Origin of the sequence: Luteimonas galliterrae (genome assembly GCF_023374055.1) — a bacterium.
GTDB lineage: Bacteria > Pseudomonadota > Gammaproteobacteria > Xanthomonadales > Xanthomonadaceae > Luteimonas_C > Luteimonas_C galliterrae.
Window position 1 is genome coordinate 1381832 of record NZ_JAMBEP010000001.1, and the last position, 14325, is coordinate 1396156.

The following is a 14325-nucleotide window of genomic DNA, read 5'->3' on the forward strand; positions in this document are numbered from 1 at the left end:
TGCGAATTCATTCGCACGCTCTTGTCGGCCGCATATAAGCGTGCGAATGAATTCGCACCTACGAAAAGCAGCGGGGCGAGCCCCGCTCTACAAAGGCAGGGAGTCAGCGAGCGGGCCAGTGCCAAGGCGGCGCATCGAGCGTGCCCTGCCCGACGATGCTGGTTTGGCTGAGCTCCTTTTCCAGCCGGACCGCGTTGCACTCCGGCGCCTCTTCCAGCGCGGCGATCAGGCGCGAGGCATGCGACACCACCCACACCTGGCTGCGCCGCGAAGCGTGCGCGATCAGGCGCGCCAGCGGCGGCAGCAGGTCGGGATGCAGGCTGGTTTCCGGTTCGTTGAGCACCATCAGCGGCGGCGGCCGCGGCGTGTGCAATGCGGCGATCCACAGCAGATAGCGCAAGGTGCCGTCGGACAGTTCCGCGGCCGACAACGGACGCAGCAAGCCATGCTGCGAGAACTGCAGCGAGAACCGGCCTTCGTTCTCGACCACCTCGACCACAGCGCCGGGGAACGCATCGGCAACGGCGGCATCGAGCGCGCGGGCGTCGCCGATCTCGCGGATCGTCTGCCAGGCCGCGGCCAGGTCGCGGCCGTCGTGGCTCAGCACCGGCGTGCGCGTGCCCAGTTGCGGCAGGCGCGCCGGCGATTCGGCATCGCTGCGGAAATGGTCGTAGAAGCGCCAACCGCGGATCGTCTCGCGCAAGGTCAGCACTTCCGGCGCGCGCTCCGGATCGGCGAGCTGGCCGAAGAGGCTCTCGAACCCGTTCAGGTGCTCGGCGACCACGCGCCAGCCGCGGCCGTCGCGAATGCGCGCCATCGGTCCGCGCCGGTCGACCAGCGCATTCGCGCCGCGCAGGAAGGGGCCATTCCAGATCGTTTCGCGCTTTATTTCCGGATCCAATGCGAACGCCGACATCGACGGGATCGGCAACCCCAGATCGATCGCGTAACCGAAATCGTCGCCGGCGAAACCCATCCGCAGCGACACCGATTCCTGCCGCGGCCCGCCCTGCACCGGCACCTCGCCGCTGCGCATGCGCCGGGTGATGTTCTCCGGTCCGGCCCACAACGTGGAACGCAGGCCGCCTTCGCGCGCCAAGGCCGGCACCACCCCGCCCTGCGCGGTCTCGGCGAGCAGGCGCAGGGCGCGGTAGAGATTGGATTTGCCGCTTCCGTTGGCGCCGGTCACCAGATTCAGAGGACCCATCGGCACGACCAGGTCGCGCAGCGAGCGGTAATTGGCGATGGCGAGCGTGGTCAGCATGCGGAGATCCGGGAGTCGATCGGCGGCAGGTTAACCGCCGTCCGTCGCGAAGGCTGCGATCCGGCGGCGCTGACCGCTCGCGCGACGCCAGCGCGTTGCATCCATTAGGGCGACCGTGTCCGGAAATGGCGAGCAACGCAAGCGGCCCGCGCCCTACGCTGGGCGTGCGGCGTTCTCCGCACACCGCCGGACGATCGTTGGTCCGGCGGCTTTTTCCTGTATTGCAGCTAGGAGTCCACCGAAATGTCCGCCTACCCTCAATCCTCTCAATCTCAGCCCAATTTCCCGGCCCCTTCGCGCCATTCCGAAGTCAAGCTGCAGCGGCTCAACGCCGAATATGTGGAAGCCTTCCTGAAATCGGATGCGGACTGGTACGAGCGCCACCTCGCCGAGGATTTTCGCTGCATCCTGTCCGACGGCACCATGATCGATCGCGCGCGTTTCCTGGCGGACACGGCGCAGCCGGCGGCGATGAAGCGTTTCGACGTCGAGGACGTGACGGTGCAATTCGAAGGCGACACCGCGATCGTGCAGGCGCGCGCCGTTTACGAGAAGGCCGACGGCACGCACGGGCAAAGCCTGCACACCGACATTTGGGTGGGCCGCGACGGGCGCTGGCAGGCCTTGCTGGCGCATGCCACTACGGTCGCCGGCGCCTGAAAGTTTATCGCTGCGGTTGCTCTTCGTGGGAGCGGCTTCAGCCGCGAGCTCCTTCCCTCATGTTCGCGCAAGCATGTCGGCAGAGCTCGCGACTGAAGCCGCTCCCACAAAATGGATGCACTAAGCGGCGTTCGCCTGGGACTCCGCATTGCCCTCTTCCCGCTCGGCCAACAAGGCCGCGGCTTCGGCATCGGAAATCACGCGATGGTGCAGCGACTTGCAACGCTCGATGCCGGCGTCGCTGAGCCTGACGATGCCGTCTTCCACCAGCGCCAGTCCGCTGTCGATCAACCGCTGCCGCAACGCGCCCGAATTGGGCGCCGGTTCGAGCCTCTGGTCGATGCGATCCAGGACATCGAGCAGGGCCAATTCTTCGAGACTCATCGGATCCATCGCGCATTCCAGGGCAGGCGGGGCGGAAATGATGACACCTGCCGCCGGCCCTTGCGAATACGGCCGAACCTGAACGAGTTACCCGCCCGTCGGCCGCAAGTCGTGCTCGGAGAGTGGGCTTTCCGCGGGGCATTTCCGGTCCGGAAAGTCGAAGCGCTGCCGCAGCGCCAGGCCGCAGGCGTTGATCGCCTCCACCTCCTTGCCTACCGCTCGGCATTCGTCGTCGAAGGCGCGCGCGAAATCGTCCTTGCGCCTGACGAAGCCCTCGCCGCACTTGCGCGCCAGCACGATGCGTTGCAGATCGTCCTCGGCGGCGTTGGTGCCGTCCAGGCCGTACTCCTCCAGTTCGGCCTCGGTGAGGATGCGCAGGCTGCGGTTGGGCACCGTCATCATCAGGTCGGCCACGGCGACCGCGGCGCCGTTGCGCTCCAGGTAATCCTTGATCTGCGCGTACACCTCGCGCAGTTCCTTGCTCAATTCCGCGCGCGACGTCGCCGAGGAACCGACCCGCACCATGCGATGGATGCCGACCTTGCCCGCGACCAACCGCATGTCGCCCGCCGCCAGCACCAGCACGCAGGCGCTGTGGCAGATGGCGCCTTCGCGCACCCAGATCGTCCAGTCCGATTCGGCGATGGCGTCTCCCGCTTTGATCGCGTCTTCGATCAGGCCGCCGCTGGAATCGAGATCGAGAATGCGCTTGTCGATGCCGAGATTGTTCGCGATCTCGGCCACCCGTTCCACCAGCGCGGTGAACTCGGCGGTGATCTTGCCCTGGTAGCGCAGCCGCACCAGGCCGCGGTCCGCGCACGCTTCCAGCGCATTGCGCACGCTGGAAAACCCGAGCGAGAGCAGAGGCTCGCCGTCGCCTTTCTCTACGTAATCCGATTCGCAGCTGACGTACGCCTTGCCTGAGGCCAGCTGCATCGGCGTCCAGTCCGTCTCGCGCGGCGGCGCTTCCGCCTCGCGCCGCGCTTCGGTCTTGATCGGCATCTTCTCGACCACGGCACCGCCCAGCGCGCCGCTGTCGTCCTCGCGCGTCGCCACCTGGCCCGAGGTTTTGGGGGTTTCGTCGGCAGGAGGTTTCTGGTTGCAAGCCGTCAACGCAAAACAAAGCGCCAGCGGCAGCCAAGGCTTGAACATGCTTAGGACCAAGTCGCTGAAGGTGGGTATGCCGTGCCGCTCGTCCCCGATGCGGCAGCGGCGATACAAGACGATAGTCTAGGCCGCGGGCGGGCCCGAGTGCAGAACCCGCGATGAATCTCGTCGAATAAAGCGCCTAAACGGCGGCCACGAGCGTGGCTTCGACCCGCACGCCCGCTGCACGCCGCAGCGGCATGGACGTTCGGCTTGGCGGGCTAGGGCCGGCTCAGCGACCAGAAGCCGATGTCGCGCCGGTGGCGGTAGCCCATCCGCTCATACAGGGATTTCGCGCGGGCGTTGTCGTGGCTCACATGCAGGAACGGCGTGCGGCCGCATTCTAGCGTGTCGTTGGACAGCATCGCGGTCAGCCGCCGCGCATAGCCGCGGCCGTTGAAATCGGGATGGGTGCAGATCGCACTGATCTCCTGATACGCATCGGTGCCCAGCCGCTCGCCGATCATCGCCGCCAGCCTTCCGTCCTGGTAGATGCCGAAGTAGCGGCCCATCTCCATGGTGCGCGTGCGGAAGTAGTGCGGATACACCAGCGCGGTCAGCGCCAGCACGTCGGCGCGATGCGCCTCGTTCAACGCGACTATCTCCGGCCCTTCGGTCATGGCCAACGGCTCGGTGCAGATCATCTGCGCAAGCGGACGGAACGCTTCGAGCCGCCACCCATCCGGAACGCCCGGCGCCACGCCCAACAGATAGACGCTTTCGCCGGGCGCGACCAGCGTTTCGAGCGCTTCGGCCACATCCGCATCGGCGCCGGCCACGCCCAGGAAAGGCGCGAAATCCGCCGGGTAGCGCGCCGCGTCGCCGGCCGTCGTCGCGATGGCGCGGTGGCGGGTATGCAGCGAAGACCAGAAGGGATTGTCCAGTTCCGTCGTAGCCATGCGTTTCGCTCAGCGTTTGCGTTTGGCCGCAGCATCGAAACGGCGGCGAGCATCGTCGATCTGCTCGCTGTTCTCGAGCGCCCAACGCCCCAGCGAGGTGACCGGCCCGACCAACGATTGTCCGAGCGGCGTGAGCGCGTACTCCACGCTCGGCGGTACTGTGGGGTATACCGTGCGCGTGACCAGGCCGTCGCGTTCCAGGTTGCGCAAGGTCAACGTCAGCATGCGTTGCGACATGCCCTCGATCGAGTGCTTGAGCGCATTGAAGCGCCAAGGGCCTTCGCTCAACACCACGATGACCAGGATGCTCCACTTGTCGCCGATGCGGGACAGGATCTCGCGGACCGGCGCGCAGGACGCCTGTGTGTGCCTTGGTTTCAAGTTTGTGCCTTCTTGTGGACGCGGACCGTAGTCACTAATGTGACCCTAGTTCCCTTTTGTAACCCATGAAGGACTAAAAGTCATGATCAAGATCGCACTCATCGTCGGCAGCACCCGTCCGCAGCGTTTCGCGGACGTGCCGGCCCGCTGGATCGCGCAAGGCGCCGCGGCCAGGCCGGATTTGCGGCTGGAAACGCTGGACCTGCGCGACTACGCCCTGCCGTTCTACCGGGAGCCGATGTCGCCGCTGGCTTCCAACGGCGTTTACACCGATGCGGCCGCGGAGGCCTGGCGCCGCAAGATCGGCGAGTTCGACGGCTATATCGCCACCGTGGCCGAATACAACCACGGTCCGACCGCGGTACTGAAGAACGCGCTGGACTCCGCGTTCTACGAATGGAACCGCAAGCCGATCGCCTTCGTCGGCTACGGCGGCGCCGGCGGCGTGCGCGCCATCGAACACCTGCGCGGCGTGGCGGTGGAGCTGCAGATGGCGCCGATCAAGGCCGAAGTGAACATCGGCATGGAACCGTTCATCGGGATGCTGATGCAGGGCAAAGCGCCGGACGACTACGAGCACCTGGCGAAGGCGCGCGAGACGATGTTCGACCAGCTGGCCTGGTGGGGCAACGCGCTCAAGGCGGCGCGGGAAAGCCTGGCGGAGGCGGCGTAAGCCCGCTTTGCGGAGTCTGGAGGCTCTGGGCTCTGTGGGAGCGGCTTCAGCCGCGAGCTTTTGACGGCATTGCCGCCCGTCGAAGAGCTTGCTGCTGAAGCCGCTCCCACAAGCTTCCGCAACGAAGCGGTGACTGGGAATTAACGCCGTTTCAGGCATCTTGAACCTCCCTTCGAACGGAGCGAGGCCAGTCATGTCCTACGTCGACGGATTCGTGATGGCGGTGCCCACTGCCAACAAAGACAAGTTCATCAAGCATGCCAACGAAGGCGACTCGGTCTTCATGGAGAACGGCGCGACCCGCGTCCTGGAATGCTGGGGCGACGACGTGAAATCCGGCAAGCAGACCGACTTCATGCGCGCGGTGAACGCCAAGGACGACGAAACCGTGGTGTTCTCGTGGGTCGAATGGCCCGACAAGGCCACCCGCGACACCGGCATGGAAAAAGTGATGAAGGACCCGCGCATGATGCCGGAAAAGAATCCGATGCCGTTCGACGGCATGCGGATGATTTTCGGCGGTTTTTCGCCTGTGGTCGAGTTGGAAACCAAGCACTGATACTGATCGTTCGTGGCAGGCCGCGGGGTGGGTTCAACCCGCCTCGGGTGGGGCGCTCGCCTTTAAGCCGTCATTCCCGCGAAGGCGGGAATCCAGCGACTTTGCTTCTGTAAGAAGCCACGATGCGTCCGAGATGTCGCGCACCCTCACCCAACCCTCTCCCGCAAACAGGAGAGGGCTAAGCTCAAGTCACTGGATCCCCGCCTTCGCGGGAATGACGGTTTTTCCAAAGCCCGAGATTTTCAGAAGTTCTTCTGCACAACCACCGCAAAATGGCTGCCGGCAACACGGTATCCGTTCAAGGTGTAAAGCTCGGGCTCGGCCGTGGTCCAGGTCTGCTCCAGCGATAACGCAAAATCGCGCGGGAGCGCGCGGGTCAGCCCGATCTTGTACGCGGTATACGCAGTGCGGTCGTTCGGAACACCGGTCTGCGGATTGCGCCCGCGCGGCTGCTTGCGCGCCACGTGCGCGCCCAAATACCACTTCTCGCCGAACCCGCGTCCCGCGCCCAGGTCGAAGTAATAGGATCCCTTCGAGTTGGGCGTACCGTACGAGTCGCTGACGGAGTAATTCAATTTGGCGCTCAACCCGCGCCAGCCGACGAAGCCCACCAACTCGTTCGTGTTCGGCTCCTGCGCCGGCGGATTCTGCGGCGCGTAATGTCCCGGGAATTCGACCCGCATCGCATAGCCTCTTACCATCCAGTCGCCGCTTATCCAGCGATAGCCCGCATAAGCGTCCAGCTCGAAGTGAACGCTGCTGCCGGCGTAGACCTTGTCGACCCAGTTGATCGTGGTTACGTCCAGGCCTGCGTACCAACCGCTGGAGTCGTAGTAGTTCACTTCGATTTGCACGGAAGGATTGCCGACGCTCTGCGAGAGCCCGCGCCCGACATAGTTGCTCATCAACGCGACATAACCGCTCGGCCGGTCGAGATCCGATGCGGCGCGCGCCGCCGCACTCGAACCGAAGGCGCAAACGGCGGCGAAGGCCAAAGCGGTACGCAACGGCCATCGTGGAGGATTCCGCCGCAAACGCGCTGGTTTCATGACCGACCTCATGGGATAACGAACGTAAGAGGCGCGCCGCACCGGACCGCTGCGGCGCACAAGCGCTCATTGTTCGTTCCGCGCGATCGAAGTCCAGGTCCATTCTCGCCCCGCCGGCCAGGCCACTTGCCGGGCCCGGCCGCAACCGCGACGCTTACACCTTCGCGCCCTTCCACTTGCCGCGGCTGAACAGCCACAGCGTGAACAGCCCCACCGACGTCTCGGACACGAATACGGCCCAGAACACGCCGGTCTGCTGCCAACCCAACGAAATCGCCAGCGCATACGACAGCGGAATCTGGATCAGCCAGAAAAAGACGATGTTGATCTTGGTCGGCGTGACCGTATCGCCGGCGCCGTTGAAGGCCTGCACCGCGACCATCCACCAGCCGTAGACGAAGAAGGAATACGACAGGATCCGCAGCCATTCGCCGCCGACGGCGATCACCGCGGCGTCGTCGGTGAAGATGCCCATCAGCTGTTCGTGGAAGAAGAAGAACAGCACCGAGATCACGACGGTGAACGCCATGTTGTACCAGCCGATATGCCACACCGACGCTTCTGCGCGGTCCGGCTGGCCGGCGCCCAGGTTCTGCCCCACCAGCGTCGCCGCGGCGTTGGACATGCCCCAGGCCGGCATCAGCGTGAACATCATGATCCGGATCGCGATGGTCGCACCGGCGACCGCCTCGCTGCCGATGCCGGCCAGGATGCGCATCAGGAAGATCCACGACGTCATCGCCACGATCATCTGGCCCATGCCGCCCAGCGAAGTGCGCACGATGTTCCACATGATCGCGCCGTGCACGGCCACCTGCGACGCCGCCACGCGGATGTGCTGGCCGCCGCGGAACAGCACCCACAACTGGTACAGCACGCCCGTGCCGCGGCCGATGACGGTGGCCATCGCCGCGCCCTCGATGCCCATGGCCGGGATCGGGCCGAGGCCGAAGATCAGAATCGGGCACAGCACGATGTTCAGGCCGTTGGCCAGCCACAGCACGCGCATCGCGATGGCCGCATCGCCCGCGCCGCGGAAGATCGCATTGATCACGAACAGCAGCATGATCACGGCGTTCGCGCCGAGCATCCACTGCATGTAGGGATAGCCGTGCTCCAGCGTCCACGCGTCCGCGCCCATCAGGCGCAGCAGCTCCGGCGCGAAGAAAATGCCGGCCAGCGCGAACGGCACCGACACCAATAGCGCGACCAGGATCGCCTGCACAGCGGTGACCGCGGCCTCCTCGCGCTTGCCTTCGCCGATGCGCCGCGCGACGACCGCCGTCACCGCCATCGCCAGGCCCATGCCGACCGCATACAGCAGGAACAGCAGGCTTTCGGTCAGCCCCACCGTCGCCACCGCGGACGGGCCGAGCTTGGCGACGAAGAAGATGTCCACCACCGCGAACGTGGATTCCAGCACCAGTTCCAGCACCATCGGCACCGCAAGCAGGAACACCGCACGGCGCATCGGGATCTTGGTGTAGTCCGCGTTGGTGCCGCGGATCGCGTCGCGGATGGCGGCCCAGGTCGAACCGGCCGGTGGCGGCGGGGCTTCGAGCGTGGCTTCGGGGGCGGAGGAATTATCTTGGGTCATGTTCGCGGGCCATGCGTTTTGGGGAAGTGTAGCGGTCTGGCGCCCCTGGGCCGCCACCGCATGCCCTTATGACGAATCAGCGACGGCCGGATCGACATCGGCTTTCTCCCTCCTCAGCGCGACAAGCCGCTTCTACCCTCTCCCGTTTACGGGAGAGGGACAGGCCCAAAGGGCCAGGGAGAGGGTCCGGCTTTTCGCGCCATCCCTTCGACTCGTCCCGTGCGACATAGCGTGCCGAGCAAGCACCGTGCGATCTGGCCGACCGCAAGCGCAGGCCCGCGACGCGCGCGCCGCATGACTTGTTGCACGCGCATGCGGAGCCGTTATTCGCTGCAATCGCAATTCCCGCTTGCGGACGCGCGCTATGGCCTACCGACGTCTCTTGCCGCTGATGCTGTCCTGCCTGGCGTTCGCCGCAGCTGCGGCCGACGACGAACAAGCCGTCCGCGCGGCCGATGCGCGCTACTGGCAGGCGTACAACGCCTGCGACATACGTACGATGGGTTCGTTGCTGACCGACGACGTCGAGTTCTACCACGACAAAACCGGGCTGACGGCCACGAAAGCCGCCGTACTGGATTCGCTGCGCAAAGGCCCCTGCGCCGGCCCGGACATGCGCCTGCGGCGCGAAGCGGTCGGCGACAGCATCCGATTCCATCCTCTCGCCGGCGGTTTCGCCTTGTTGTCGGGCGCGCATCGTTTCTACGTGCGGCGGGACGGCCAACCCGAACGGCTGGACGGCCAAGCCGAATTCACCAATGTCTGGCAATCCATCGACGGACAATGGCGCATGCGCCGCATCCTGAGCTATGCGCACGGTCCGGTGCCTTACGTCCCGCCCGCGACCCACGTCGTTTTGCCGCCCGCCTTGCTGGCGCGCTATGCCGGCGATTACCGGGGCAAAAGCGTGGGCGACATCGTCGTCGCGGTGGAAGGCGACCATCTTCGCCTGACCGCCGGCCCGCTCGCCGTCACGCTGCGGGCCGAATCTCAAACCCGCTTCTTCGCGCTGGAGCGCGATTTGCGCTTCGAATTCGTCGCGCCGTCCGAAGCGGGCGGGATCCGCACGCTGACCGTTTACGAGAAAGGCGCTGCCGTCGAGACCGCTACCGCGCGATAACGAACTGGGGTGTGACGAACCGTCGCGACGGCGTGACGAAAGGATATCCGCAAGCGCCGGCGTTGCGGTTTGACGATGCGGCACGGTCAAACCGGTCGCAACCTGCGCTACCCTGCTCTGCGGGATCGCGATAGAAGGACCTCCCCATGATCCAGACCCGGCACGGCAGCTGCCATTGCGGCGCGGTGAAATTCGCCGTCGATATCGACCTCGCCCCCGAAGGCCAACGCTCCCCGCAACTGCGCCCAGGCCCGTGGTACGCCACGACCCTGCGCTGCAACTGCTCGTTCTGTGGCAAGACCCGCATGTGGAAGAACCACGTCCCGTCCGAATCGTTCCGTCTGCTGCAGGGCGCCGACCATCTGACCCACTACCGTTTCGGGGAAGGCTCCATCGATCACACCTTCTGCAAGACCTGCGGCGTCTACGCTTTCGTCAGCGCCAGCGAGCCTGCGATGGGCGGCGATTTCTATTGCGTCAACGTCGCCTGCCTGGACGACGTGGGCGACGACGAGCTCGCGGCCGCGCCGATCCGGTATGAAGACGGCGCGAACGATGAATGGGGCCGGTCGCCGCGGGTTACCGGCCATATGTGAACCCGTTCTGTCCGTATTGATGGGCTTTGTCGATTCCGCAATACCCCGTTCGTCGCCGTAATGAGGGCTCCTCCTCCATCCAAGGAAACCACCATGGCCAACAAAGAGAATACCGTCCGTCTCCATCGCGTCTTCGCCGCGCCGCCCGAGCGCGTCTACAAGGCCTTCCTCGATGCCGCGGCGCTGTGCAAATGGCTGCCGCCGAACGGCTTCACCTGCACCGTCCACGAAATCGACGCGAAGGTCGGCGGCAAGTACAAGATGAGCTTCACCAATTTCTCCACCGGCAACAGCCACGGCTTCGGCGGCGAATATCTGGAACTGGTGCCTAACGAGAAGATCGTCCACACCGACAGCTTCGACGACCCGAACCTGCCCGGCGTGATGGTCACCACCATCGTGCTGAAGAAAGTGTCCGTCGGCACCGAAGTGCACATCACCCAGGAAAACCTGCCGGATGCGATCCCGGTGGAAGGCTGCTATCTGGGCTGGCAGGATTCTCTGAACCTGCTGGCGTTGGTGGTGACGCCGGAGATTCCGGATAACTGAGTCCGGCATGCGACGCCCGTAGCCCAGGTAAGCGAAGCGCACCCGGGAGATTGCACCATGTCGAGATCCCGGGTGCGGCCTTCGGCCTTACCCGGGCTACGCCAGCATGCGACGCCCGTAGCCCGGGTAAGCGAAGCGCACCCGGGAGATCGCACCATGCCGTGATCCCGGGTGCGGCCTTTGGCCTTATCCGGGCTACACGTTCGGAAGGATGCTGCCGCCGGCGTAGTTGCCGTGCTGGCGCAGGAAGGCATCGATCTCGCCGACCGTGTGCACCTCGTACACCGACACGATCGGCGTGGCCGAACCGGTGCTCGGATTGACGTTGAAGTTCGTCTCCGGTTCGACCGCGTCGCTGCCGAGTTGGGTCGGGTCGCCGTCGTAATCGTCGATCGTGTGGTGCAAGGCGTCGCGCAGATCCGACAGCAACTCCGGGCTCAAACCGTTCACCCAATCAACGAACGCCTGGCGCTGCCCGGGATCCTTCATGTCGTAGCCCTTGAGTTCGGCATACTGCGTCAGGATCGGCACCGGGCTGTGGCCGTCGCCGCTCTGATCCGTCAACGCCTTGGCCGCATCCGGCGAGAAACCGGCGAATTCGAGGAACGGCGCGGTATCCGGATCGTCCATGTGGATATTCGAATCGCGCGTGCTCTGGATCGCGTAGATGCCGAGCGCGGCGATCGCGGTCAGGCCGATGCCGACCGGCCCGCCCCAGACGCCGATCGCGCCCAAGCCGGACGCCGCGGCCAACGCACCGCCCGCCGCCGCCACGGAATACAACGTGCCCACGGCGTAATCGCCCTTCGCGAAAGAGGACGCGGCCAACCAGCCGTCCGCCGCCGCGCTCAGGCCGCCGACGATGCGTCCGGCCACCCGGCTCGCGAGCAGTTCGGTGCCTTGCCCGCCGACGCCGCGTGCGAACAATATCTCGGCGGTCTTCTGGCTCACGCCGAGCGCGTCGGTGGCGACCTTGCCCCAGTTCGCCAGCTCGGCAGGATCGCGTCCCGCGCGTTGCAGCGACGATGCCAGATTGACGCCCGCCAAACCCACGCCGATGGCACGGAACAATTGCCCAGCCGGCGTGGTCTTGGACAGCGCGGCGCCGTCCAGATCCTGATTGAGTTTGGCCAACGCCCTGTCGAGATCCGCCTGGCTCGCGTTCGGGCCTTGCAGCGAATCCTGCAGCGCCTGCACGGCCTTATCCAGCTTGGGCTGGTCGATGCCGAACGCGGTCGACATGCCCGGCGCTTTGAGTCTGTCCAATGCGGCCTGCACCTGCGCGACCGAACGCGCGTCGGCGGGGTTGTAGTTCGACATCGGCCCCAGCACCTGGCCCTTGATGTAGGCATTGGCCGCGATGTCGAGCGCACGGCGCCCGCTTTCGGTGGTCTTGCCCAAGCCTGAGAGCAGGCTCAGCGTGCGGTCGGTGGCCGCTTCGGGGTGATTGCCCCATGCGGTCTGCAGCGCGAACTGGTTGTTCGGATCGTCGAGCAGCTTTTCCACTTCGCCTTCATAGCCGCCGGCGGCCAGCATCGCTTCGATCTGGTTTTGCAGCTTCAGCCCGTCTTGCGCGACTTGTTCCTTCAACTCGTTGGCTTTGTCTTCCCAGCCCGGGCCTTGACGCCCAATGTAATCGTCGATCGCGCGTTCGAGTTGCTCGGGCGTCATCGTGCCACCCTGGTTGGTGATCAGCCAGTTCAACTCGGAGGTATGTTGGGTATACGCCTCGACGCTGCTCTTCACCGTCGAGCTGGAGAAGGTGTTCACGCCCTCGATCACCGCATCGCGGCCGCCGACCTGGGCGACGAACGCCGGCGTGCCGCCCGCGGACAGATGCTGGAATACGCCGTTGCGATCCAGGCCGATGCCGCTATCCGCCAGCGCGCGCAGCGCGGCATCGCCCTCGGGCGTGCCGGCGGCGCGATCGAGCACTTTCAGGAAGGTCGCGGTGCCTTCGATGCCGGTCTGGCCGCCGGTATCGTTCAACGCGTAACGGTTGTACAGGCTGGCGGTGTTCTCGAGCAGCTTGCCGACGATCGCCGGATCCAGGTCTTTGGTGAGCGCGTCGAGATTGTTGGCCGCATCCAGGAACGGTACCGCATCGCCGGAACCGTCCTTGGGCGGCTTGGTCAGCGGATCCGCTGCGGCGAACGCCGCTGAGCGAAGAGCCTGCTGCACCTGGGAATTCGCCAGCAGATCGCGTTGCGTCTGCGGGTCGGCCTTCACGTACGCATCGTTGAGGACGCGCACTTGCTCGGCCGGCGTGGCGCCGGCTTCCATCACCGCGACGATATCGTCCACCGACGCGTTGGCGGGCGTGTCCAGGGTCACGCCGATATCGCGCTCGCGCAACAACTCCGCCGCCTTCGCGGGCAGGGAGTCGGCTTCGATGCCGGTATCGCCGATGCCGCCGACCTGGTCGACGTAAGACTGCAGCGCCTGGTAGCCGGCCAGCTTGTCCTGGTCGAATGCGGACGGTGAGATCACGTTGTCGACGGCGGCCACGACTTGCGGGTCGAAACGCAGCCCCGGATTTTGCGCATCGATCAGCAACTGCGCCGCACGGCCGGGCAGCGCTTCGGCCGTGATCCCGGCATCGCCCACGCCGCCGACCCGGTCGACGTACTGCTGCACGGTGTCGTAGGCCTGCGCGCGCTGCTGCGGCGTCGCGTCCGGCGACAACAACGGGTTGACGGCGTTGATGACTTCTTCGCGCAGGCGGACGGACACGCCGTCCTCGCGCAGCAATTGGCTGGCGCGCGCCGGCAGCGCTTCCGCGGTGATGCCCTGGTCGCTGATGCCGCCGACCTGGTCGACGTAGGCCGCGACGTCCTTGTAAGCCTGCAAGCGTTGCTGCGTGGACGCATCCGGCCCGATGACCTGATCCACCGACGCAACCACGCGCTTGTCGACGGTCGGCAAGCCGGCATCCGCGAGCAGGTTCACCGCTTGCGCCGGCAATGCGTCCGGCGCGATGCCGCTATCGCCGATGCCGCCGTTCTGGTCGACGTAATCCTGCACGCGCACATTGGCTTCGTTCTTCTGAGCGGCCGTCGCGTTCTGGCCGAGCACGGCGTCGACGGTGCCGGACACCGCCGGATCGACCTTCGCATCGGGCATGTTCAGCACTTCGCCGGTGCTGAGCCGGTTCGGATCGCGCACCTGCGGATTGATGTCCAGGATCGCCTCGGACGTGGTGCGATGGTCTTCCGCAATCTGCTGCAGGTTTTCGCCTTCCTGCACCGTGTGCTGCTTCTCGCCCGGCTTTTCGACTACGGGCGGCGGAGGCGGCGGCGTGTATTCGGCCCGTAACGGATCGACCATGGCGGCATGTCCTGGCGTGGGGGAGGCCGCGATGATTCCATGGCGTTGCAGACGCTTTCTACCGCGCTTTAGCGCATCGGACATGCGCATGACATCGTGTTGAAACATAGTGCGCCCGGCG

At 65.6% G+C, this 14325-nt stretch carries 14 protein-coding genes; 6 read left to right on the forward strand and 8 right to left on the reverse strand.

All coding sequences use genetic code 11. The annotated features are described in order from the left end of the window. Positions 1-103: 103 nt before the first annotated feature. Complete coding sequence (locus M2650_RS06435) at positions 104-1264, reverse strand: AAA family ATPase (RefSeq protein WP_249472601.1); 1161 nt, start codon at positions 1262-1264, stop codon at positions 104-106. Positions 1265-1507: 243 nt separating this feature from the next. Between M2650_RS06435 and M2650_RS06440 the strand changes: the two genes are divergently transcribed. Continuing rightward, positions 1508-1924, forward strand: a complete 417-nt coding sequence (locus M2650_RS06440; protein ID WP_249472603.1) for a nuclear transport factor 2 family protein — start codon at positions 1508-1510, stop codon at positions 1922-1924. A gap of 120 nt (positions 1925-2044) precedes the next feature. Here M2650_RS06440 and M2650_RS06445 read toward each other — a convergent pair whose 3' ends face one another. From M2650_RS06445 to M2650_RS06460, 4 genes are all read right to left on the reverse strand, one after another. Next, entirely contained in the window at positions 2045-2317 is a 273-nt protein-coding gene (locus M2650_RS06445) for a hypothetical protein (RefSeq protein ID WP_249472605.1), read from the reverse strand. Between the two features lie 78 nt (positions 2318-2395). Then, the gene (locus M2650_RS06450) at positions 2396-3460 is read right to left on the reverse strand and encodes a COG3904 family protein (protein WP_249472606.1); all 1065 of its coding nucleotides are present in this window, start codon (positions 3458-3460) and stop codon (positions 2396-2398) included. A gap of 215 nt (positions 3461-3675) precedes the next feature. Then, entirely contained in the window at positions 3676-4353 is a 678-nt protein-coding gene (locus M2650_RS06455) for a GNAT family N-acetyltransferase (RefSeq protein WP_249472608.1), read from the reverse strand. A gap of 9 nt (positions 4354-4362) precedes the next feature. Next, positions 4363-4734 carry a winged helix-turn-helix transcriptional regulator gene (locus tag M2650_RS06460; protein WP_249472610.1) on the reverse strand — a complete coding sequence of 124 codons (372 nt, stop codon included), beginning with the start codon at positions 4732-4734 and terminating at the stop codon, positions 4363-4365. An 82-nt stretch (positions 4735-4816) separates the two neighbouring features. Here M2650_RS06460 and M2650_RS06465 point away from each other — a divergent pair, with 82 nt between their 5' ends. Both M2650_RS06465 and M2650_RS06470 read left to right on the forward strand, forming a co-directional pair. Next, positions 4817-5407: an NADPH-dependent FMN reductase gene (locus tag M2650_RS06465; RefSeq protein WP_249472612.1), complete on the forward strand. Its 591-nt coding sequence runs from the start codon at positions 4817-4819 to the stop codon at positions 5405-5407. 193 nt (positions 5408-5600) lie between these two features. Beyond that, the gene (locus M2650_RS06470) at positions 5601-5966 is read left to right on the forward strand and encodes a DUF1428 domain-containing protein (protein WP_249472614.1); all 366 of its coding nucleotides are present in this window, start codon (positions 5601-5603) and stop codon (positions 5964-5966) included. Positions 5967-6208: 242 nt separating this feature from the next. On the opposite strand, the gene M2650_RS06475 is transcribed toward M2650_RS06470, so the two are convergent. Both M2650_RS06475 and M2650_RS06480 read right to left on the reverse strand, forming a co-directional pair. Beyond that, positions 6209-6973, reverse strand: a complete 765-nt coding sequence (locus tag M2650_RS06475; RefSeq protein ID WP_249472616.1) for a TorF family putative porin — start codon at positions 6971-6973, stop codon at positions 6209-6211. Positions 6974-7169: 196 nt separating this feature from the next. Continuing rightward, positions 7170-8612 carry an MATE family efflux transporter gene (locus tag M2650_RS06480; RefSeq protein WP_249472618.1) on the reverse strand — a complete coding sequence of 481 codons (1443 nt, stop codon included), beginning with the start codon at positions 8610-8612 and terminating at the stop codon, positions 7170-7172. Positions 8613-8976: 364 nt separating this feature from the next. Between M2650_RS06480 and M2650_RS06485 the strand changes: the two genes are divergently transcribed. The 3 genes from M2650_RS06485 (at position 8977) to M2650_RS06495 (ending at position 10877) form a co-directional block, all read left to right on the forward strand. Then, positions 8977-9732: a nuclear transport factor 2 family protein gene (locus M2650_RS06485; protein WP_249472620.1), complete on the forward strand. Its 756-nt coding sequence runs from the start codon at positions 8977-8979 to the stop codon at positions 9730-9732. 146 nt (positions 9733-9878) lie between these two features. Continuing rightward, positions 9879-10328 (forward strand): GFA family protein, encoded by a 450-nt coding sequence (locus M2650_RS06490; RefSeq protein WP_249472621.1) that lies wholly within the window; start codon positions 9879-9881, stop codon positions 10326-10328. 93 nt (positions 10329-10421) lie between these two features. Next, the gene (locus tag M2650_RS06495) at positions 10422-10877 is read left to right on the forward strand and encodes an SRPBCC family protein (RefSeq protein ID WP_249472622.1); all 456 of its coding nucleotides are present in this window, start codon (positions 10422-10424) and stop codon (positions 10875-10877) included. A 195-nt stretch (positions 10878-11072) separates the two neighbouring features. On the opposite strand, the gene M2650_RS06500 is transcribed toward M2650_RS06495, so the two are convergent. Continuing rightward, positions 11073-14204 carry a LysM peptidoglycan-binding domain-containing protein gene (locus M2650_RS06500; RefSeq protein ID WP_249472623.1) on the reverse strand — a complete coding sequence of 1044 codons (3132 nt, stop codon included), beginning with the start codon at positions 14202-14204 and terminating at the stop codon, positions 11073-11075. Positions 14205-14325 lie beyond the last annotated feature (121 nt).